Origin of the sequence: Aquabacterium sp. A7-Y, assembly GCF_026153205.1 — a bacterium.
Taxonomy (GTDB): Bacteria; Pseudomonadota; Gammaproteobacteria; order Burkholderiales; family Burkholderiaceae_C; genus Caldimonas.
Map to the genome: position 1 here is coordinate 239,412 of NZ_JAPFBW010000003.1, position 21,013 is coordinate 260,424.

The window sequence follows — 21,013 nt, forward strand, 5'->3', positions numbered from 1 at the left end:
ACCGCACGAGGAGTCCGGATGCGCGCGGCCGTGTCGGTCGGCCTGCGCGGTCGCTTTCGGTCCGTCTGCGGCCGGGTGTCGCTACACTTCCGACCGACTTACCTTCAGACATGTCAGTTTCCACTTCCCCGTCTTCGGGCGCTGACTCGGCGCTCCAGATCCTCGTCGTGGACGACAACCGCGACGCCGCCGACTCCCTGGCCGAGATCCTGCGTCTGCTGGGCCACACGACTTCGGTGGTGTACAGCGGCAAGGCGGCACTGCAGCACGTCCTGGAGCATCCTGCCGACCTGGTGTTCCTCGACCTCGGCCTGCCCGAGCTGGACGGCTACGAGGTCGCGCGCCGCCTGCGCGCCCAATGCGGCGCGCACTTGCGCCTGGTCGCGCTGACGGGCTACGGCAGCGAGCAGGACCGCGAGCGCACGCGCGAGGCCGGCTTCGACGAGCACGTGGTCAAGCCGCCCGACCTCGACGAGCTGGAGGCCGCGATCGCCCGCTTCGCTGCCGAGCGGACGCGCTGAGCCGGCGCGGGGGGGGGCGCCGCCCGGCCGCCGTCAGAGCAGCTCGTTGAACAGGTAGAAGGTGTTGTCCTTGAGGCGGTGCCAGAGCCCGCGCTGCTGCCAGGTTTCCAGGCGCAGTTCGACGCAGTGCTGCATGTCGCGCTCGAAGATCTGCTCGAAGCGGCGCGCCAGCGCGGCGTCGTGCAGGCCCAGCGTGATCTCGTCGTTGGTTTCCAGCGAGCGGTCGTCGAAGTTGCTGGAGCCGATGGCGCACCAGCAGCCGTCCACCGTCATCATCTTCTGGTGCAGCAGCGTGGTCTGAAACTCGAAGATGCGCACGCCGGCGGCCAGCATCTTGCCGAAGTTGCGGTGCGCGGCATGCTGGACGACCGGCATGTCCGAGGCCGCGGCCGACGGCACCATCACGCGCACGTCCACCCCCCGCGCCACGGCGCGGCCGAGGGCCTCGATGGCCTCCAGGTCGGGCAGGAAGTAGGGGTTCTGGATCCACAGCCGCTGGCGCGCGACGCAGATGACGAGGTGGTGCAGGATCTTCACCGCCGGCGGCGAGCCCTCCGGCTTGACGCAGGCCAGGTGGACCGCGACCTCACCTTCGCGCTGCAGCACCGGGAACACCGTCTCGCCGACGAAAAGCTCGCCGGTCTCCTCGATCCAGTTCTCGCTGAAGGCATATTGCACCGCCTGCACGGCGGGACCGCGCAAGCGCACGCCGACGTCGCGGAAGTGCTCCTTGGCGTCGCCGTCGCCCAGCCAGCTGTCGACGATGCAATGGCCGCCGAGCATCGCGACGCGGCCGTCGATCACCGCCAGCTTGCGGTGGTCGCGCTCGTTGAACACGCCGATGTTGCGGATGTGCACGGGGTGGTGCATGTCGAACTTGCAGCCGGCCTCCTGCAGCCGGCGCTTGGACTCGCGCCCCATCTTGCTGCCGCCGCGTGCGTCCACCAGCACCCGCACCTCGACGCCGGCGCGACGGCGCTCGACCAGCGCGTCCACCAGGCGCCGGCCGAGCTCGCCGTCCTTCCAGAGGAAGGTTTCGAAGTGCACCGAGTGGCGGGCGGCGGCGATCTCCTCGAACAGGGCCTCGAAAAAGCGGCCGTTCTCGAACACCTCGACGGCATTGCCTTCGATGATCGGACCGTGGGTCAGGCCGGCGAGCGAGCCGATCAGCTCGTTCAGCGGCGCGTCGCAGTCCACCGCCAGGAGCGGGTCGCGGTGGCGCTTGATGGACCAGACGAACAGGATCAGCAGCACCACGGCCGCGAGCAGCACCAGCACCAGCATGCCGGGACCGTCGGGTTTCAGAAAGTCGAGGAAGTCGCTGCTCACGGTGCCGCGCCCGCGCCTGGTGTGCTGATGTGCAGGCGGAACACGGACGTCGACAAAGCGGCAAACCACAAGCGCATGGGCGATCCTCGTCGGGGGACGCTGCGATGCTAACGGAGCCATGCGGAAGCTGCAGCGGGCGGCTCGGGGCCGCGCACACACGGACGCAGCTGTTTCAGACGTGAAGCTTTCGGCCCGCGACGCCACCTGGCCCGAAGGTGGGCAGCGCCGAGACGAGACAGGTCCCGGCCGGTTACATCCGACCGCGGCGCCGGGTCGAAGCGCTCAGGCGGCCTGGAGGCCGGTCTGGCCTGCGCGCCCGAAACGCCGGCTCAGGTCGGTCGCCGCTTCGGCCAGCGGCGCGGGAGCCAGCGAGACGAGCGAGACCTGGACCGCAGGGTCGGAGGCGCCGGGGCTGTGTTTGCGCGATCGCTCGTAGCAGGGGTCGTAGTGGGCGCTGATCACGCGTTCGGACAGCTCCTCGACCCGGCCTTGCGCGGCGAGCCTCTCCCACAGGTCCAGCTCGTCCCCGCCCACCAGGGGCTTGAGCGGTCGCAGCTTCTCGACCATCGCGCGCGGGTCGGCGGCGAGATGCGCGTATTCCTGCTGCAGCAGCCGCACCCGGTCGGGCAGGGGCGCCGAGACCAGGAAAGGCCTGGCGGACCGCATCGCCTGGTAGAGCGCATCGGGCAGCTGGATGTTGCCGATCTTCTTGCTCTCGGCCTCGATCCAGACCGGCGCTGCCAGATCGAAGCGGCGCAACTGCTCGAGCAGCAGGCTGTCGAAGAGTTTCTGGCTCGGCTGCGACCGCCCGGGCAGGGCACCGAGCAGCGAGCCGCGGTGCACCGCGAGGCCCTCCAGGTCCAGCACCTGCTCGCCGGCTTCGCGCAGCGCCTGCAGCAGGCGCGTCTTGCCGCAGCCGGTCGATCCGGCCAGCAGCCGCAGGTCGAGATGCGGCGGCAGCGTCTCCAGGCTGCCCCGCACCCAGCGCCGGTAGTTTTTCCAGCCGCCCTTGATCAGGTCGGTCTTGAAGCCGGTGTTGCGCAGGATTTCGGCCCACACCCCGCTGCGTTTGCCGCCCCGGAAGCAGTAGACGAGGATGCGATCGTCGCGCGTGTAGCGCGACAGTACCGTGCCGATGTGATCGGCGATGTTCCTCAGTGCGTACTGGGAGCCCCGAAGATAGGCCGCATGCGGATTGTCGCGGTAGAGGGTGCCGACCTCGGCGAACTCGACATCGTCCACGACCGGCAGGTTGACGGCCCCGGGGAGGTGGTCCTCGGCGTACTCGCGAGGGGAGCGGGCGTCGATCACGAGCGCGTAGTCGGAGAACTCGCGCACACCGAGTTCTTGGGGATGGACCAGGGGAGTCGGGGACGTTGACATGCAAAACAAGCGCTGAAGACAGGCAGGAGATGGTTCACTGCAAGGCGTGATTGTTGCCTGCCTGCGGGAGGCCGATGCGGCGGCGGAGCTGACGAGGGTAGCTCAGATCGCGCGCGCCGGCCGCGTGCGCCGGCGGCGCCCAGCCAATTCGGTCACGCCGGCGGCCGGGACGATTCCCTCAGGCAAGGCAGCGAGTGTCGGCAAGCAGGCGGGGAAGCCGCAGTGCCGGAAGTCATGGGCGGCACTGCAAGGCGAAGAAGGGCGGGGCTGGCGCCCCGCCCGACGGCCCCGGGGAGGGGCCGCGCGGTAGCTCTTCTACCGCAGTGGAAGGCCGAAAAAAGTCAGGCGCCGAAGACGAAGTCGGCGTTGGTCAGGGAGCCCGCAACGGCGGGGTCGACGCTGCCGAGCAGCAGGGCGTCGTTGCCGGTGGGCGTGGTCGGGTTGTAGAAGATCTGGCCGGTGGCGGTGTTGACGTAGATGCCGCTGGCGGCGCCCGCGGCGTTGGGGTTGCTGTCCGGGGGGGAATTTGAAGAAGGAGCCGGCAGCCAGCGGATTGCCGGGTGTTGCTCCACCGGCAAAGGCCACGCCGACCAGGCCGGGATCGAGCGCGCCCGCGAGGCTCGCATCCAGCGCGTTGGACAGCACGATGGTGTCGTCCGCCACGACGAAGTCGAGGATGGCGTCGGCATTGCCCGCGCCGGAGAGCGAGAAGACGAAGCTGTCCTGCCCGTTGCCGCCGGTGAGCGTGTCGACGCCGGCACCGCCGTTGAGCGTGTCGATGCCGGCACCGCCGTTCAGGGTGTCGTCGCCGGCGCCGCCGTTCAGCACGTCCTGGCCGTTTTGACCGTTGAGCGTGTCGATGCCGGCACCGCCGTTGAGGGTGTCCGCACCGTTCTGGCCGTCCAGCGTGTCGTTGTCGGCACCGCCGTTGAGGGTGTCCGCGCCGATGCCCCCGTCGATCAGGTCGTCGCCGTCACCGCCGTTCAGGGTGTCGTCGCCGTTTTCGCCGTACACCTCGTCGTTGCCGCCTTCGCCGTTGAGGGTGTCGCCGCCGTTGCTGCCCCACAGCTCATCGACCCCGGCACCGCCGTTGAGCGTGTCGAGGCCGTTGCCCCCCCACAGGGTGTCGTTGCCGACGCCGCCGTTGAGCGTGTCGTTGCCGTTGCCGCCGTGCAGCGTGTCGTTGCCGGCGCCGCCGGAGAGGGTGTTGGCGGCGTCGTTGCCGGTGAGGATGTTGTTGAGCGCGTTGCCGGTGCCGTTGAGCGCGCCGGCCACCGTGCTGTCGAGCGTGAGATTCTCGAGGTTGTTGCCCAGCGTGTAGTTGGCGAGGCGCGAGACCACGGTGTCGGTGCCTTGGCCTGCGGCTTCGACCACCACGTCGCCGATCGAGTTGACGTTGTAGGTGTCGTTGCCGGCGAAGCCGACCATGACGTCCTCGCCGGCGGACCAGTTGGCATTCAGGATGGAGCTGGGATCGTCGCTGTCGTCGACCAACACATCGTTGGCGGCGGTGCCGTTGATGATTGCCATTTTCATCTCCTTTTTCGGGATGGCCCGGACACGGCGGGCGCCGCGCCCCCGCCGTGTCCGAGGCACGGCGGCTGCACGGGAGGTGCAGGGAAATGGGACAGTAGGTCACGGCCGGGACGCCGACAACGGCAACTGTTGGCAGTTGCGCCGGGGCCGGTGGTGGAGGCAGGAGCGCGTCTTGGGATAATGGCCGGTTTTCCTTGCCGCCATGGCGGCGATTTTTCCGTCATGGAATCCATGCCGGCGCTGCCTGCCTGACCCAACGACCGCGTTTTGATGAGTTCGATCACGTTCTTCGAAGGAGAGCGGCACACCTTCTTCCGCCCCTTGCACAGCTCGCGTCGGGAACTGGTGGTCGCGTGCCTGCGTGCCCTGTACGAAAGGCTGCACGGGCCGGCCGCCGATTACGCGCATAACCTCACCCGCGAAACGCTCAAGGAGCTGCTGCTGCCGGTGGTGCGCGAGCACCTGGAGGCGGTGGAGGCCGATGGCGAGCCGGATGAGTTCAACGGCGCCGAAAGCCGCGACCCGCAGCAGCTGACCTCGCTGCTGATGCGGGTGCTGCTGCGCGACGGCTGGCTGGAGCAGTTCCCCGACCGCCAGGGCCTGGTGACGGCCTTTCGCTTTTCGCGCCCGGGAGTGCTGTTTGCCGAGGTCTTCTGGTCGCTCAACCGGCCCAGCCAGAGCCGCCAGCGCAACATGCGCAGCTGCCGCAACTCGCTGGACGCGGCCCTCGCCGAGCGCGGCGACGCGCACGACCTGGTGGACGCCTACGAATACGCGGTGCAGGTCAACCGCGACCTGTCCGAGGGCATCGACTATTTCCAGGAGCTGCTCAGGCGGCTGATGCGCGAGGCCACCCTGCATTCGCAGTGGGACGAGTTTGTCGAGTTTCTGGAGCGCTTTCGCCGCAACTACTCCAAGCAGCTCACGGCCGACAACGCGACACTCAACCGCGAGGCGATCCGCCAGAAGCTGGAGCGCCTGCGCAGCGAGGTGCCGGGGCCGAAACGCCAGCGCATGGAAGAGCAGCTGCACGACATCGCCCAGTGGGCGGTGCGCGAGCACACCGGCGGCTCGGTCTACGACTGGCTGCTCGACCGCATCGATGATGTGGTCAACGCGGCCTGCGAATCCAAGCAGCCCGGCTTCATCAAGGCGATGGACAGCTACCTGAAGCGGGTCGCGGGCCTGGTGCAGCAGTCGATGATGCTGCGCTCGGGGCAGAACCGGCATGCCTGGCTGGCGGCGATCCAGAAACTGTCGGCGCTCGAGCTGCCGCGCCAGGAGCGCCTGCTGGCGGCCATCGGCGAGCGCCTCTCCTTCGTCGAGCTGCGCTTGCTCGATCCGTCGAGCTTCAGGCTGCGCTCCGCGGTGCAGCGGCGCAAGGCGGTGACGGTCTCGATCCAGCCGCGCCCGAGCCGCGAGGCGCGCCTGGAGGCGGCGATGAAACGCGCCGAGACCGAGGCTTTCGCGGTCGCCAACGAGGAGCTGGCCGACAAGCTGCGCGAGGACCTGAAGCTGTTCCGCCACCCGATCCGCCTTTCCTCGCTGCCGGTGGGCAGCGCCCGCGAGCTGCTGCAGGTGATGCAGGCGGTCGAGGCGGTGCGCAACGCGCGCGGCCGCGACCTGGTGGCCCGGCCGCTGCCGGGACGGCTCGACAACGAGTACTTCAGCGGCGCCGACTACGAAATCGATTTGAAGAAGTAAAGAGATGAGCTTGACGACCTCCGTGCAGGAACAGCTTGCACAAGCCAACCTTTCGCGCGAACGATTCCGCGAACTCATCACGCGGCTCTTGTCCTGGGGCGTGCTGGTGCGCGACGAGGACCGCACCGAGCAGCTGCTCTACGACGACGCACGCCGCGTCGAGGGCCTGCTGTCGGACTACTTCGACCTGGCCGGCCTGCTGCTGCACCATGACAGCAACGCGCAGTTCTTCCGCCTCTACGGCCCGGGCGCCGTGGTCGACGGCCTGCCCGAGGACACCCTGGAGCCGGTGCCTTCACTGAAGGCGCGCGTCTCGGCCGACTTCGTCGCCGCGGCGCTGGCCTTGCGCTTCCTCTACCAGGAGCGCCTCAACGGCGGCTACATCGACCCCCAGGGCGAGGCGCTGGTGAGCTTCGAGGACCTGGCGGCCACCTTGCAGACGCAGATCAAGCGGCCGCTGCCGGCCGGCACCACCGACCGCATGGCGCTGCTGGCCGAGCTCAAGCGCCACCGGCTGCTGCGTTATGCCTCGACCTTCTCGATCGCCGACGAGGACGCCTACCTGGCGATCCGCCCGACCATCCTGGGCGTGGTGAGCAACGACGCGCTGGCTGCGGCGCTGGAGGCCGAAGGCCGCATCGAAGCCGAGTCCGAGGCTGCAGCCGAGCCGGCAGCCGGGGCCGCCCAGGCCGAAGGAGTCGCATCATGAAGCTGGACCGGCTGGTGCTTGTCAACTGGGGCCAGATCCGCCCCGGCGACTACGAAATGGGCAACATGACGCTGCTGACCGGCGAGACCGGCTCGGGCAAGTCCACGATGCTCGATGCCTTGCAGACCGTCATGACGGCGGCCTACAAGGGCATCTTCAACTACAACCCCGGCCAGGACGAGGTCAGCCAGGACCAGCGGCGCGGCAAGTCCAAGCGCACGCTGGAGTCCTACGTGGTGGGGGCCGAGTACAGCAAGTTCTCGCGCCCCGACGGTGCGCAGGGCTACATCGCCGCGGTGTTCCGGCCCGACGGCGACGAGGAGGAGCTGCGGCCCTTCACCGCCCTGGTGGCCGCCTCGGCCCGCGTGGAAGGGCCGGCCGAGCGCCGCCAGGCGCAGCTGGAGCGCCTCGAACTGGTCATCGTCGATGACGCGGTGTTGAGCTACCGCGACTTCCTCGAGGACGCCCAGGCCGGCGAGTGGGTGCCGGTCGACGCCGTGGTGCGCCGGCTGAAGGCGAAATACCCGCGCGTGATGGTCTACGGGCAACTGAAGAAGGACTATCTGTGCGGCCTGTTCGGCCGCTTCCGCGGCCGCAGCAGCACCGGCTGGGAGGAGGCCGCAGGCGCGGCGCGCGCCTGGTGCCAGTCGATCGCCTACCGGCCCATCGGCTCGGTGCACGAGCTGGTGCGCGACGAGATCCTGGAGTTCGACGCCAAGCTGCTGCAGGAAAGCATCGAGCGTATCGGCGGGCTGATGCGCCAAGTCACCCATCTCAAGCAGGAAGGCTCGCGCCTGCAAGCCAGCGTGGCGCGCCTGAGCGAGTTGCATGGCCTGGTGCGGCAGACCACCGGCGCCTTCGAGCAGCAGGTGCAGCACGACCTGCTGCTGGCGCGCCTGCAGTTGCAGGCCGACGAGGAGGCTCAGGCGACGCGTGCCCGCCAGATCGAGGACGACCGGACGCTGATCCAGCAGGAAGCCGCCAAGATCGCCGGCTGGCAGGCCCGGCGCGCCTCGCTCGACGCCAGCCGCATCGGGCTGGAGGCCCGCAAGCTGGGCATCGCCGCGCATGCCCAGAAAGAAGACCTGGACAAGCAGCTGCAGGGCGCGACCCAGACCGCGCGCGTCACGCTGGAAGGTCTGAGCCGTGCGCTGATGGCCGCCGGCTTGCTGGACCAGACCGCCCGCCAGCTGAGCGGGCGTGACCTGCCCGAGGACTTTCCCAAGCTGCGCTCCGCGGTGAAGCGGGTGGCCCGCACCTTGGCCGCCACCTCGCTGGACCGGCTGGCCGACTACCAGGATGCGGTGACCGCAGCGGCCGGCGACGCCGAGCTCAACAGCGCGCGCCTGCAGCAGCTGGCGCAGGCCTTCGACGGCGCCAACACCGGCATCGAGGCCGTGCACGCGGCGCTGGTGGGCCCACAGGACAGCGTTTCGCTGGCGGTGGCGGCCGAGGAGGTCGCGCTGGCACAGCGGCTGGAGGAGGCCCAGCGCGCGGTGCGCGAGCTGGGTGCGCGCAAGTCGCGCCTGGTGGCCGGCGGCGGCAACTACCCGCCGCAGGTGGCGCGTGCGCTGGACCTGATGCGCGAGTCGCTGCCGCAGGCCCATGTGCAGGTGCTGTGCGACCTGATCGAGCCGCTGTCGCCCGAGTGGCAGCCGGCCATCGAGGGCTATTTGGACCATGCGCGCTTCAACTTCGTCGTCGATCCCGACTGGGAGACCCGCGCGATCGACTTCGTGCAGGCGCGCGGCTTGCGCTCGAAGGTCATCCAGGGCTCGCTGTGCCTCAAGCGCGCCAACCCCGGTCTGGTGCCGGCCGACTCCATCATCCACGAGCTCAAGACCGCCAACCCGGTGGCCGAGGCCTACCTGGTGGAGCAGTACGGGGGGGTGGTCAAGGTGCGCTCCTCCGAAGAGCTGCGCCGCACGCCGCGCGGGCTGACGCGCGACGGCAAGGGCAGCGGCTCGCGCACCCTGTTCGCCACCGAAAACCGCGAGCTGGTGTTCGGCCGCCACGCCCGCGAGGCCGCGCTGGCCCAGGCGGGCGGCGAGCTGGAGCGCGCCGAGCAGGATGTGCAGCGCCTGCAGACGCTGGCGTCCGAGCTGCAGGGCATCAAGCGCCCGCTGCAAAGCCTGCGCGAGCCGCGTTTCGAGGCGGCGCCGCTGACCGAGGCGGCCCGCATCATCGATGCCGCGCGCCGCTCGCTGTCGCAGCTCAATCTGGCCGAGCTGAACGACCTGGAAACCGAGATCGGCCGCATCGTGGCCGAAATCCAAGCTTACGAAGCCAACATCGAGGCCGCGCAGCGCGAGATGAACCGGGCCGAAGCGCGCATCGAGGCCGCCGAGCAGGCGATCCGGCAGATCCGCCAGGGCCAGGACGCCCGCTTCCAGGCCCGCGAGGTGCAGATCGGCCGCCTCAAGCGGCTCTGCGAGGCCAACCCCGAGCGCAACTACAGCGTGCTCTCGGAGGAGGTCGAGGACATGCTCAAGGCCGGCACGCCGGACCTCGACGCCCTCCGGCGCAAGCTCGAGCTGCTGAACAAGCAGCCCGATCAGTTGCTCGGCGAGGTGCGCGAGTCGCTGGCGGCCTACAACAGCCAGTGCCGCGCCGAGGAGCGCTTCGCGGTGGCGCTGCCGCACCACCATGACGGTGCCACCTTCGATGCCAATTACGCCCCGCTGGTGGCGCTCGGGCGCTCGGTGCAGGAAACGCTGGACGGCCTGCGCAGCATCGGCCTGTACCACAATCGCAGCGAGCTGGAGAAGGCGGAGAAGTCCTTCCACGACGTCTTCACCAAGCAGTTCTGCGTCGAGATCAAGAGCCGGGTGGAGGACGGCATCCGCACCCTGCGCCAGCTCAACAACGAGCTGCGCAACCTGAGCTTCGGGCCCGACCGCTTCGACATCGACTGGTCGCGCTGGGAGCCGGAGTTCGAGGACTACTACGCCTTCTTCAAGGCGGTGGCCGAGCTGGCCGACGCGCCCGAGACGGTGGACCTGTTCGGCGAGGTCGCGCTGTCGGCGCGCCATGTGCAGGTGCGCGACCGGCTGGTAAAACTGCTGCTGGACGAAGACCAGGAGCGCGCCACCAAGGAGCTGATGCGCATCGCCGACTACCGCAACTACCGCCGCTACGAGATCTGGAACGAGTCCGACAGCGGCGGCCGCATCCGCCTGTCGGAATGGGGCACCGGCTCGGGCGGTCAGCTGGAGACGCCCGCCTACATCGTGCGGGCCGCGGTCGTGACCAACCGGCTCAAGCTGTTCGAGAAGGGCCCCAGCCTGAAGCTGCTGGCCAACGACGAGAGCTTCTCGAAGATGGACGAGCCGCGCGCCCGGGCGGTGCTCGGCTTCCTGCGCGACAAACTGGACCTGCAGGTCTTGAGCGCGATGCCGACCATGAAGGCCGGCAGCCTGCGCGACGAGTTCACGCGCGAGTACAGCTTCACGCGCCTGAAACCGATCGACAACGGCGAGTTGGACTTCATCTCCGACTGCGACGAGCGCCTGCTCAAGGGCGACCGCATGCGCGAGCTGTGGCGGCGCCAGCGCGAACTGGCGCGCGAGCAGGCACGGCTGGCCTTCGAGGCGGCTGAAGGCGAGGACGAGCCGGCGCTGCAGCCGGCCCCGGCTTCTTGAACCGGCGGGCGCGTCAGCGAGGCGGACGCCGCGCCGACCCCATCAGCACCTGCCGCTCCTGCTCGAGCTGCGTCACCAGGCGCTGCAGCTGGGCCTGGGCGGCCGGTGCCAGGTCGACGAAACGACAGCCGACGTGGAACTGCTCGCCGAGCAGGTGCGAGCGGAAGGCACGGCAGAGGCGGATCTCCAGGTCGGCGACGAGGATCTCGTCGTCGCCCAGTTCCAGCTTCACCTTGGGCAGGCGGCGGCCGATGTAAAAGCGGGGCGCGTCCTGGGGCGAAGCCCGCAGTCCGACGCCGCCCAGCGAGAGGTCGTAGACGTTCAGCTCGTAGGGCTGGCCGTTGAGAGAAAACTCCGCGACATAGGGCCGGCCCAGTGGTGCGTCGAGCCGGTGGAATTCGCGCCGTTGCAGGCGGATCAGCTCGCTCGGCAGGGGCGCCGACAGGCGCCAGGGGCGGCTCGGCTCGGCGTGCCGCGGGGTGTCCAGCATGAACTGCAGCTTGACGCCGTGCTGCACCGCCACCAGCAGCAGCAGCCCGTCCGCCATCGGCTCGGCGGCGTCGGCTTCGAACACCAGGCAGCCGGCCTCCGGGTCCACCGCGAGCAGGCGGCCTGGCACGGCGGGCCGGCCCTCGGTCGGGTGCGCGGCCACCGCAACACCGGGCGCCACCAGGGCTTGCAGGGCGGCCGCGATGTCGGCGCGGTCGGCGAGGCGGTAGGGGCCGATGTCGACATCGTCGGCGATCGGCTCGAAGGCGGCCTCGGCGCGAGGCGGGGGGGGAAAGGACGGGCCCACGTCAGGTCTCGGTGTGCTTGGAACAGGCCGGGCGGTGCAGTCCCCCGGGGCCGCCCGAGCTTAACTGCGCCGCCGGCGGCCGCTGCAGGGGCGACTTGCATGAAACGAGCACTGCGTCACTGAGCCGGCCGCTGCGTGACCCGCGCGAGGGCCTGGAAGGCCGTGGCGGCGGTTCAGGGCGGGCTTTCCTGCTCCTCCAGGAGGCTGCGCAACACCTTCACCCGCTGCATCAGCTTCTGCGCCCGGACGTCCTCGGCCTTGGCACGGCGGTCCTCGCCGAGCAAGCGCAGCGACTGCGCCATTTCCTGAGCGAGCAGGGCTTCCTCCTGCTGGGACCGCACGGCGGACCACAGGCTCTCCTCGGTGGCGCTGCGCTGCGCATCGCGCAAGGCCAGCTCCGAGAAGGCGTGCCCGGTGTGGCAGCGAAAGCGCGGGCGCTCCCCGTCCTTGATCCGCCACAGCGAGCCACCGCAGTCGGGGCAGGTCAGCGAAGAGGGCGAGGCGATCTTCTTCAGTTCCTCCACGGAATGTCCCTCCAGCAGACTGATGGCGTTCTCTACGAGCAAGGTTTCCGGCACGGCGACCGGGGGCAAGGCGAGCTCTTCACGGGTCAATTGCTCCAGCAAGGCCGGTATCTCGGCCAGCGGGCTCGCTTGGGCGGTCCGGACCGCCCGCAGCGCACTGTCCGGCATTTCAGGGGCGAAGGCCTCGGCCGGGTCCTGCACGACCACGACGCCACCGCACTCGGCCACGGCCCGGGCGCCGTCGCTGCCGTCGTCCAGGTAGCCGGTCAGCACGACGCCGACGACACGCGGCCCGTACTCGACCGCGGCAGAGCGAAACAAGGGGTCGACCGCCGGGCGGCTGTGGTTCTCCTTGGGGCCGCGTGTCAGCCGCAGGGTGTCCCGGGCCACCAGCAGGTGGTGGTCCGGCGGCGCGACATAGATGCGGCCGGGCAGCACGGCTTCCCCGTGCCGCGCACGGCAGGCCGGCAGCGGGCCGGCCCGTGACAGCAGGGCCGGCAAGGTGCTGTGGTGCGCGCCGACATGCAGCACGACCAGCAGCGTGGCCGGGAAGTCGGCGCTCAATCCGGCGACCAGGCGTTGCAGCCCGACGACGCCGCCGGCGGAGGCGCCGATGACAACCACGTCACGCCGAGCCACGTGTGTCGCCGCGGGTCAAGTGCGGCGGCATGTGCGGCGCCTGCGGGCTCTCGGGCGATACCCAGCGCAGCACCAGCTTGCGCAGATCGGCGAGCACGAAGGGCTTGGGCAGGACCGCGTCCATGCCGGCGTCCAGGCACTGGCGCCGCTCCTCGGCGGAGGCGCCGGCCGACAGGCCGACGATGCGGGTGGCGTGCTGCCCCTTGGCCGCCTCCAGCGCCCGCAGCGCGCGCGCGACGGCGCGGCCGTTCATGTAGGGCATGTGGTAGTCCACCAGGAGGAGGTCGAAACAGCCGTCGACAGCGGTCTTCAGGGCCGAAACACCGTCGGCCGCCAGCGTCACCGAGCAGCCGAAGCTCTCGAGGGCGGCCTGGGCGGTCATCGTGCTGACCGCGTCGTCGTCGGCCAGCAGGACCCGCAGCGGGGTCCCGTCGAGGTCCTTCGGTGCGGCATGTCTGCTGCCCGAGGGAAACGACGGGAAGGGGGTGTTCATAGGATCCCTCCTTTCCTTGGGCGCCAGGCGCAGGGGGAAGGAAAAAGATAACACCGGCCGCCCTGGCTCACCGAGTAACCCTTGCTGCGGAGGTGCAGCCGCGGGTTCCGGGCGCCGGCAGCATCGGGCGGCCGGCGTGAAGAACTTCCGGCCTACCCGCCGCGGGCCCGCTACACTTGCGCCGCCCCGCATACCGCGAGGGCCGCACTCCGCAACAGCGGAGGCGAAGTTTGCAATTGGAAGTACCCAGAGAATGAATCGCGTTGAACTCATCGAAAAGATCGCCTCCGAGCACGAACTGACCAAGGCGGCCGCAGGCCGTATCCTGGACACGGTGGTGGACAGCATCGTGACGGCCGTGAAGAAGGGCGACAGCGTGCAACTGATCGGTTTCGGCACCTTCAAGCGCGCCGACCGCGCGGCTCGCACTGGCTTCAATCCCCAGGCCGGCAAGGCGATCAAGATCCCCGCGACCAAGGTCCCGAAGTTCGTCCCGGGCGCCAAGTTCAAGGCCGCCGTGGATCCCAAGGCCGCCAAGCGCAAGGCCGCCAAGTAAACCGTCCTCCCGGCATCGGCCGCCTGCAGGCGGCCATGCTTGACGCCGCTGCATGGAGCGGCTGCGCTGCCGGGCCGGTGGTCCGGCAGCACCTCCGGCCTTGACGCCGGATCTCACTGCGTGACGGGCGGATGCTCCGGCCAGCTCAGGCGCGCAGGTGCCATGCGCTGCATCGCAGCCTGTGGCCGGCGTGCCTCCAGCCCTCGCGTGTTCATCGCATACACCAGGGTGGCGTAGGCCACCGCATCGGCGTTGATCTCCAAGGCGGTGCGGTTCACGTTGGCGATCGTGTCGCAAGCGAGGTGGTAGCACCGGTCATAGGCCTGCCCCGCGGTACCTCCCCAAAGGGCCGCGTCACTGGCGCTCTTGATCTCTTCGGCACCGGTGAACAGGCCACCTGACGGGATGCCGGCCTCGATGAAGGGGCCGTAGTCGGAGCGGCCGGAAAAATCGGTGCCCCTGAAGCGGATGCCGCGCTGGCGATAGAAGCTCTCGAAGGTCTTCTCGATCAGCTCGGAGCCGGCCGGGCCGGGTCCCGCGCCGACCTGGTCGGAGTTGTCGCCGTCGTAGATGAAGTAGCCGGGGTTGGGCGAGCCGATCATGTCGAAGTTGAGGTACAGCGCGATCTTGTCCCGTTCGGCCTGCGGCAGCTGCTCGACATACCGGGTCGAACCCACCAGGCCCGACTCCTCCGCGCCCCACAGCGCAAAACGCAGCTTGTTGCGCGTCTTGATGCCGGCCATCTGGACCGCGGTCTCCAGCACCGCGGCGCTGCCGGTGCCGTTGTCGTTGATGCCCGGGCCCTCGTTGACCGAGTCGAGGTGGGCACCGGCCATCACCACCTTGGACGGGTCGCCGCCGGGCGACTCGGCGATGACGTTGCTGGTGGTGGCGAGGCCGCGGAAGGTGTCGGTCTTGAGTCGCAGCACCAGGCCTGCGGTGGCCGCAAGCTGCTGGCCCAGTGCCTGGCTCACCGAGGTGACCGGCAGCTCCAGCGCGAAATCGCTGCCCAGCGTGCCGTTGAGGTCACCGGGCACGTTGTTGTAGACCACCACCCCGGTGGCCCCGGCGGCGTGGGCGTTGCTGGCTTTCAGCGCGAAGGTGCAGGTGCCACGGCTCACCAGCGCGATGCGCCCGGCCGGGAAGCCAGCGAAGTCCGCCGCCTCGCAGCCGGTGGGCGCGCCCGAAGGCAGGCTGACCGGGGCGCTGACATCGCCGCTGCCCGAGTAGGCCATGATGCGGTTCTCCAGCACCCGGGCGGCGGGTGCGAGCTGCTGCAGCACGCTGGGGCTGCGGGTGACGAAGGTCTGGAACTGGAACTCCTGGCGCCGCACCAGGTAGCCCGCTTCGCGCAACACCCGCTCGGCATAGGCAACCGACTGGTCGTAGCCCGTGGTGCCGGCAACGCGAGTGCCCTGGTTGGCATCCGCGACCTGCTGCAGCGCCTGCAGGTGGGCCATCACGCCATCGAGCGTCACGCAGTCGAGCAGGGCCTTCATGACGTTGTTGCCGCTTGCCGCACAGCCCAGGCGGGGCGCCTGCGGGGCGGCGGGCAGGCCGGCGGCGGCCTCGTCGCCGCCGCCGCTGTCACCGTCGCCACCTCCGCAGCCGGCCAGCGTCAGCACGACGGCCGTCATGGATGCGCCCAGCCAGGGCAGGCGCTTGGGGTGGGGATACGCATGTGTCTGCTGCATCGTCTTCTCCTTCTCCTTGAGTACCGTGTGTGCGGTGAGTCGCGACGCTCCCGGTCGGACCGACGCAAGAGCGGCTGTTGAGGGGCTGAAGGAGTATTCGTGGGTGAAAGGCGGAGCCGCCTTGTCAAGCCGTAACGCAGCCGTTCCAGTCGGCCGCTTCTGGCCGCGTGATGGCCCTCAGGACAGCGCGACCCGGTGGCTGGTCTGCACGCCGGCCGGGGCGTCGGTGTCCTGGTCGAGCTCTTGGCCGGTCTCTGCGCTCGTCCGGGAGCCGGCCTCGACACCGGCGGCCGGGCTGCGGCGCAGGCCCTGCTGGACCAGGGCCTGCGAGAGCCAGCGCGCTGCTTCGAGCGCCTCGGAGGGATGCAGGTAGCTGCGGCCGGTCCACACCGGCCGCCGGCGGCAGGGCAGGCCGTCGTGAACGCCCTCGATGCGGGCGGCGGCAAAGTACTCGTGGCGGCTGCCCATGGCCAGCGGCTGCAGCGTGAGGCCGCCCATGCGGAAGGACGGGCCCTCGATCAGGTCGCGCGCCGCCGGCACGCGGGAGGGGGTGGGCGACGGCTCGGAGCTGTCCTCCCAGCGCAGTTCGGAGTTGGCGGCTTCTTCCGGATCGAGCAGGGACTGGTGCTCCCAGCGCTCACGTGCCAGCCGGAGTGCCTGCTCCGACAGCAGCGAGGGCCGCAGCACCAGCAGGCGCGCGGCGCAACGCTCGATCCACGCCGTCTTGACGCGGTGTGTCATGGATGTCCTTGGTTTTGTCGTGGTGGGGCGGCTTGCACGCGCGTGGCTGAGCACCGGGGGCCGCGGGGGGCCGGCATCTCGGCCGGCCTGAAGCTGTACGAATATACAGTGTTTCCTGGGGCGCAGGAACCTGTCGATCACGACATGTGTGACACGGTGATAAGGGGCGGGAGTTCAGGAGAAGGCCGTGCAGGCCAGGGTGGCTCGCGACCGGACGCTGACCAGGAGAAGTCGGCAGGATCGCCGAAGGCGGCCGGCTGTCCTGTCCGGCAGGGAAGGGCTGCGCCGGCGCGCAGCCCTCACCGCTCAGCGCTGGGTACCGCTGGTGTTGCCCGTCGAGCCGGTGTTTCCGGTGCCACCCGCCTCTGTGCCGGTGGCTGCCTTGTCCTTGTTCTTGCGCTTCTTCTCGTCGGCGCTCTTGCCGGTGCTGCCGGTCGCGCCCTTGGTGCCGGCGCTGCCCTGCGTGGCAGTGTCCTGCGTGCCGGTGCCGCCGGCCGCGGCGGGTTCCGGCGACCCTGGCCCGCTGCGGCCTGCCCCCTGGGATGAGGTGCCGGTGCCCGCACCGGTGCTGCCGCCGGCGCCGGTCTGCGCTGCGACGGCGGATGCCAGGGCGGCGATCAGCACGGACAGGGAAAGTCGGGCCAGTGATGCTTTGCTCATGGGTATAACTCCTCGATGTTGAAGGCCGCAGCGCCGGCGGCGTGCGGTCATGGGCGACAGCAAGCCACGTGCGCGCATGCGGCAAGGCGCGGCGCCGCCGCGCCACGCCGGGTGCAGGAGGGGCGTGCAGGGGTGGTTCCGGGGTTTCATCTTCCTGGCAGAAGGTGTAGGGTCTACGCGCCGTGTAGCGCATACCGAGGCGCCGCCGGGCACGCCGACCGAGGCCGGGAGGGTGCCGGCCGGGGCGGCGCAGTACGGCCCGGGTTCTGGCCGCGAAACTTCCCTGCCGTCCTTGCCGGGGTCCGCGTCGCGCAGGAACAGACCTTGCAGTGGTGACACAGAACCACGGAGGAGATGGATGTACCACAGAGACAGCCGGAGTGCATCGCAGCGGCCGTCGAGTCCGGTCCGGCCGCCCCAGGGCCGCCTTCCGGCCCACGCTTTGATCGTCGATGACGACGGGCCCACAGCGGAGACGCTGGCCCGGCTGGTCGCCACCGAGGGCTACTCCACGGCGACCGCGCGCAGCCTGCAGGACGCACGCCTGCAACTCGCCCGGCGACGGCCCGACGTGGTGCTGCTGGACCTCCGCCTGCCGGACGGCAGCGGCATGGAGCTGCTCAATGCCAAAGAGGCCTTGGACCAGGTGCCGGTCGTTTTCGTCACCGCGTATGCCAGCGTCGAGACCTCCATCGAGGCGCTGCGGCGTGGCGCCGCCCACTACCTGACCAAGCCGGTGCGCATCGCCGAGCTGCAATCGCTGCTGAGCAGCATCGCCCGTGCCCCGTCCGGCATGCCGCCCGCCGCCGCAGCGGTGTCCGTGCGCGCCGGCCCGAGCGTGCACGCGGCGGAACGGCCGGCCTCGGCGGCCCATCGTCTGCTCGGCACGGCGCCCGACATGCAGACGCTGCGTCGCGCGATCGCAAAGGTGGGGCGCAGCGACCTCCCGGTGCTGATCGAGGGCGAGACCGGCGTCGGCAAGGAGCTGGTGGCCCAGGCCATCCACGAGGCCAGCCGGCGTGCCGGCAAGCCCTTCCTGGTGGTGCATTGCGGCTCGCTCTCGCCCCAGCTGATTGAAAGCGAGCTGTTCGGTCACGAACGCGGCGCCTTCACCGGCGCGCACGAGCGCCGCCGCGGGGTGTTCGAACTGGCGCACGGTGGCGCGCTGCTGCTCGACGACGTGACGGAGATGCCGCCGGAGCTGCAGGTCAAATTGCTGCGCGTGCTGGAGGACGGCAGCTTCCGGCCGGTCGGTGCGGTCGAAGCCATGCGCAGCGACGTGCGGCTCATCTCGGCGAGCAACTGCAGCGTGGATGAAGCCGTCCGCCGCGGCCGGCTCAGGGACGACCTGCTCTACCGCCTGAAGGTCTTCCCGCTGCGCGTGCCTTCGCTGGCCGAGCGCATCGAGGACTTGCCCCTGCTGGCCGAAAGTTTCCTGGCCGAGTGCCGGGCGCGCGAGGGTGTGCAACGCAGCTTCTCCCGGGAAGCGCTGCAACGCCTGTCGCGCCACAGCTGGCCCGGCAATGTGCGCGAGCTGCGCAACGCGGTGCAGCGGGCCTTCCTGATGGCCAGCGGCCCCGTGATCCAGGCGCGGGACATCGAGCTGATGCCGCTGTGCCGCAGCCACGACGGGGGCGACCCGCAACTCACCGTGCAGCTGCCGCTGGGCATGCAGCTCGCCGACGCCTACAAGGCGGTGACGCTGGCAACCTTCAGGATCTGCAGAGGGCACCGCAACCGCACCGCACGTCTGCTGGGCATCAGCAAGAAGACACTCTACAGCCGCCTGGTCGACTACCGTCTGCAGGACGTGCCCGATCCCGGCTCCGAAGAGGAGCCGGCCGACGGCGACGCCACCGAGGGCCGGCCTTCGTAACCACGCCGTGAACCGCACAGGAGTTTCCCGATGCAAAGACAGGACAAGCAAGTGCCACCCGGGCAGCCCGACCTCGGCGCCCCGCCGAGACAGAACACGCCGCATCCCGACGTGCCGCAGGTCGACCTGTCCGTGGAGTCGGTGGCGGGCGAGGAGGATCCGGGTGCCGGCATGGACATGTCGGTCGGCCAGGGCGGCCTGACACCCGGGGATGTCCGGGCGCTGCACCACGAGGAGCCGCCGCCTGCGGGCAAGACGGCTCGGCACTGAACCGGCGGCGCCGGGCTGGCAAGCGGCCCGACGCCGCCAGCGTCAGGGCGCGGGCGGCAGGATCTCCCGCACCGAAGGCAGCGCGAAGTCGATGCGCTGGTAGCCGTCAACCCGCAGGGTGGACAGCGGTCCGGCCCAGCGCACCAGCTTGGAGTACTTGCCCGTGCTCTGGCCCTCGACATCGATGTATTCGCTGAACAGCCGCCACTGGTTGCGCGGCCGCCCGTCGGCGTCGAAGGGGGTGGTGTCGAGGTAGAGGCGGTTGACCACACGCAGCCGGCTGGTGGGGTCGTTCCAGCTGACGAACTTGAGGCCGATCCAGCTGTTCTCGGTCAGCGAGGCGTCGAACTTCGGCGTCAGCTTCACGTAGTCGTAGTCGGGATGCGTCAGCTCCTTGGCGAAGCGCGCCACCCGGCTGCCGCCGGCCGGGCCGAGTGTCATCATCACCGTGGAGGCGGCGTCGGGCCGGCCGCTGCTGTGCGAGCCGCCGCGGATCTTCATCTGCAGCTGGGCTCGCTCCGCGTCCAGCAGCTGATGCACCCGCAGGTAGACCGTGAACTCCTGGTTCTTGAAGTCGGCGCTGCTGCCCAGGTAGCCCTTCTGGTTCTTCCAGGTGTAGTACTGCTCGCCTTCCTTCGCGAGCAGGTGCAGGCGCATGGTCCAGCCGCTGCCCCCGCTGGCGTAGTTGAGCGGGTAGGACTCGGTGTTCCAGTAGCGCAGCACGCCGGCGGTTTCGGGCCAGGCTTTCTGCTTTTTCTCGAGGTAGATGGTGCGTGTCGTGTTGGGGTCCTGGTTGCCCAGCCGGCGCGTGGTGCCCTTGGTGGCCGAGGGGAACAACATCTGCACACCGTCGGCGTCGACGCCTTGCTGCGGTGGCGGGGCCGGCGGCGGCGGGTTGCCGTCGGCTGCGTCGATGCGGAAGCTGTCGCCGTAGACCTTCCATTGCAGCGGCAGCTGCAGGTCGAGGTTGCCCTTGCGCAGGAACACACGCTGGGCGGTGTCGACGCGGCTGGTGTCGCTGTGCGCCTCCTCGGTTTTCATCGCCGCGACGCGCGCGTCGAGGAAGGCGTTGAGATAGTCGACCTCGTTGCCGCCCAGGGCCGGCGGCTTGGCCTTGCGCAAGGCCTTCTTGCGGATGCCGCCGAAGCTGCTGCTGTCGGGGCCCGGGCCGTGCATCACCATCGCGTCGTAGTAGATGAACTGGCCCAGCGCGCGCAGGCCGTCCTGCTTGGCCTGCTGCACCGCGGGGTTGAAGTAGACGCTGTCGCGCAGCGCGTCCTGCGACTGGCGGAAGGCCGGGTCCTGCGCGGCCTTGCGCCAGTCGGAGGTGAAATGCGGGTCCAGGCCTGCGTGGGAGTCGGAGCCGTAGAGCTTGCGGAGCGCGGGCAGGTACTTGGCCAGCGGGTTGCCGGGCGAGCGCCGGGTGTAGTCCTCGACCACCATCAGCATGTCTCCGGTGCCGGAGCAGAAGCCGACGATGCCGGCGGTGTAGCCGCGGCCGTCGTCGATGTCCTCGATGTACTGGTATTGGGCGCGCCAGTCGAGCGAGGAGTTCTCGGCGCTGGAGACGAGCTGCATCGCGATGTCCTTCATGCGCGGCTCGCTCAGGTCAGCGCGGGCGCCGGCCGCGGAGATGGGCAGCGGTGCGGCGTTGGTCGTCTGTGCGTGGGCCGGGTTGCCGGCGGCGACGCAGGCCGCGGTGAGCAGGAGGGCGATCAGCAGCGGCGCCGGGGCAGCCCTTGTTGCGGTTCTTTCCGCAGAGATACATCGGGAAGCCGGCTTTTCGGCTCGGCGGGTGCCGTCGCTGCAGGGCTGGGGACAGGCCTGCGGTCGGGGCGGGGGGCTAGGGCGGTGCATCGCTTCTCCTGTGCGTGCTTGTTGTGAGGGCGCCGGGCAGTACCGCCCCGGCTGGCCCAGCATAGGAGGAGCTTGGACACCGTT

General features: G+C 69.9%; 17 protein-coding genes. 7 read left to right on the forward strand and 10 right to left on the reverse strand.

Going from position 1 to position 21,013, the window contains the following annotated elements; translation table 11 throughout:
* The first annotated feature begins 110 nt into the window (after positions 1 to 110).
* Positions 111 to 521: a response regulator gene (locus tag OOT46_RS04105; protein WP_265402306.1), complete on the forward strand. Its 411-nt coding sequence runs from the start codon at positions 111 to 113 to the stop codon at positions 519 to 521.
* Between the two features lie 33 nt (positions 522 to 554).
* Here the strand turns inward: OOT46_RS04105 and OOT46_RS04110 are convergent, their stop codons facing one another.
* The 3 genes from OOT46_RS04110 to OOT46_RS04120 form a co-directional block, all read right to left on the reverse strand.
* Positions 555 to 1,850, reverse strand: a complete 1,296-nt coding sequence (locus tag OOT46_RS04110; protein WP_265402307.1) for a phospholipase D-like domain-containing protein — start codon at positions 1,848 to 1,850, stop codon at positions 555 to 557.
* 282 nt (positions 1,851 to 2,132) lie between these two features.
* Positions 2,133 to 3,233: a tRNA 2-selenouridine(34) synthase MnmH gene (gene mnmH, locus OOT46_RS04115; RefSeq protein WP_265402308.1), complete on the reverse strand. Its 1,101-nt coding sequence runs from the start codon at positions 3,231 to 3,233 to the stop codon at positions 2,133 to 2,135.
* Between the two features lie 315 nt (positions 3,234 to 3,548).
* The gene (locus tag OOT46_RS04120) at positions 3,549 to 4,763 is read right to left on the reverse strand and encodes a calcium-binding protein (RefSeq protein ID WP_265402309.1); all 1,215 of its coding nucleotides are present in this window, start codon (positions 4,761 to 4,763) and stop codon (positions 3,549 to 3,551) included.
* 276 nt (positions 4,764 to 5,039) lie between these two features.
* On the opposite strand from OOT46_RS04120, the gene OOT46_RS04125 reads away from it, so the two are divergent.
* Genes OOT46_RS04125 through OOT46_RS04135 form a run of 3 tightly spaced genes read left to right on the forward strand, consistent with a single transcriptional unit; the run spans position 5,040 to position 10,823 of the window.
* A complete protein-coding gene (locus tag OOT46_RS04125) occupies positions 5,040 to 6,473 on the forward strand; it encodes a Wadjet anti-phage system protein JetA family protein (RefSeq protein WP_265402310.1) in 1,434 nt (477 codons plus the stop codon).
* A gap of 4 nt (positions 6,474 to 6,477) precedes the next feature.
* Positions 6,478 to 7,182, forward strand: a complete 705-nt coding sequence (locus tag OOT46_RS04130) for a DUF4194 domain-containing protein (RefSeq protein WP_265402311.1) — start codon at positions 6,478 to 6,480, stop codon at positions 7,180 to 7,182.
* Positions 7,179 to 10,823, forward strand: a complete 3,645-nt coding sequence (locus tag OOT46_RS04135) for an ATP-binding protein (RefSeq protein ID WP_265402312.1) — start codon at positions 7,179 to 7,181, stop codon at positions 10,821 to 10,823. Before OOT46_RS04130 ends, OOT46_RS04135 begins: the two co-directional genes overlap by 4 nt.
* Before the next feature lie 13 nt (positions 10,824 to 10,836).
* Here the strand turns inward: OOT46_RS04135 and OOT46_RS04140 are convergent, their stop codons facing one another.
* The 3 genes from OOT46_RS04140 to OOT46_RS04150 form a co-directional block, all read right to left on the reverse strand.
* Entirely contained in the window at positions 10,837 to 11,619 is a 783-nt protein-coding gene (locus OOT46_RS04140; protein WP_265402313.1) for a flagellar brake protein, read from the reverse strand.
* Positions 11,620 to 11,792: 173 nt separating this feature from the next.
* A complete protein-coding gene (locus OOT46_RS04145; RefSeq protein ID WP_265402314.1) occupies positions 11,793 to 12,782 on the reverse strand; it encodes a chemotaxis protein CheB in 990 nt (329 codons plus the stop codon).
* Positions 12,769 to 13,275 (reverse strand): response regulator, encoded by a 507-nt coding sequence (locus OOT46_RS04150; RefSeq protein ID WP_265402315.1) that lies wholly within the window; start codon positions 13,273 to 13,275, stop codon positions 12,769 to 12,771. The genes OOT46_RS04145 and OOT46_RS04150 overlap by 14 nt, the downstream gene beginning before the upstream one ends.
* 253 nt (positions 13,276 to 13,528) lie before the next feature.
* On the opposite strand from OOT46_RS04150, the gene OOT46_RS04155 reads away from it, so the two are divergent.
* Complete coding sequence (locus OOT46_RS04155; RefSeq protein WP_416136146.1) at positions 13,529 to 13,831, forward strand: HU family DNA-binding protein; 303 nt, start codon at positions 13,529 to 13,531, stop codon at positions 13,829 to 13,831.
* 113 nt (positions 13,832 to 13,944) lie between these two features.
* Here the strand turns inward: OOT46_RS04155 and OOT46_RS04160 are convergent, their stop codons facing one another.
* The 3 genes from OOT46_RS04160 to OOT46_RS04170 form a co-directional block, all read right to left on the reverse strand.
* Positions 13,945 to 15,525: a M28 family metallopeptidase gene (locus tag OOT46_RS04160; protein WP_265402316.1), complete on the reverse strand. Its 1,581-nt coding sequence runs from the start codon at positions 15,523 to 15,525 to the stop codon at positions 13,945 to 13,947.
* 177 nt (positions 15,526 to 15,702) lie between these two features.
* Positions 15,703 to 16,266, reverse strand: a complete 564-nt coding sequence (locus tag OOT46_RS04165) for a hypothetical protein (RefSeq protein WP_265402317.1) — start codon at positions 16,264 to 16,266, stop codon at positions 15,703 to 15,705.
* Between the two features lie 306 nt (positions 16,267 to 16,572).
* On the reverse strand, positions 16,573 to 16,926 hold the full coding sequence (locus OOT46_RS04170; RefSeq protein WP_265402318.1) for a hypothetical protein: 354 nt from the start codon (positions 16,924 to 16,926) through the stop codon (positions 16,573 to 16,575).
* 358 nt (positions 16,927 to 17,284) lie between these two features.
* Between OOT46_RS04170 and OOT46_RS04175 the strand changes: the two genes are divergently transcribed.
* Together OOT46_RS04175 and OOT46_RS04180 are read left to right on the forward strand one after the other, a co-directional pair.
* On the forward strand, positions 17,285 to 18,802 hold the full coding sequence (locus tag OOT46_RS04175; protein WP_265402319.1) for a sigma-54-dependent transcriptional regulator: 1,518 nt from the start codon (positions 17,285 to 17,287) through the stop codon (positions 18,800 to 18,802).
* Between the two features lie 30 nt (positions 18,803 to 18,832).
* Positions 18,833 to 19,072, forward strand: a complete 240-nt coding sequence (locus OOT46_RS04180) for a hypothetical protein (protein WP_265402320.1) — start codon at positions 18,833 to 18,835, stop codon at positions 19,070 to 19,072.
* A gap of 42 nt (positions 19,073 to 19,114) precedes the next feature.
* Here the strand turns inward: OOT46_RS04180 and OOT46_RS30760 are convergent, their stop codons facing one another.
* Complete coding sequence (locus tag OOT46_RS30760) at positions 19,115 to 20,929, reverse strand: chitosanase (protein WP_322114229.1); 1,815 nt, start codon at positions 20,927 to 20,929, stop codon at positions 19,115 to 19,117.
* Positions 20,930 to 21,013 lie beyond the last annotated feature (84 nt).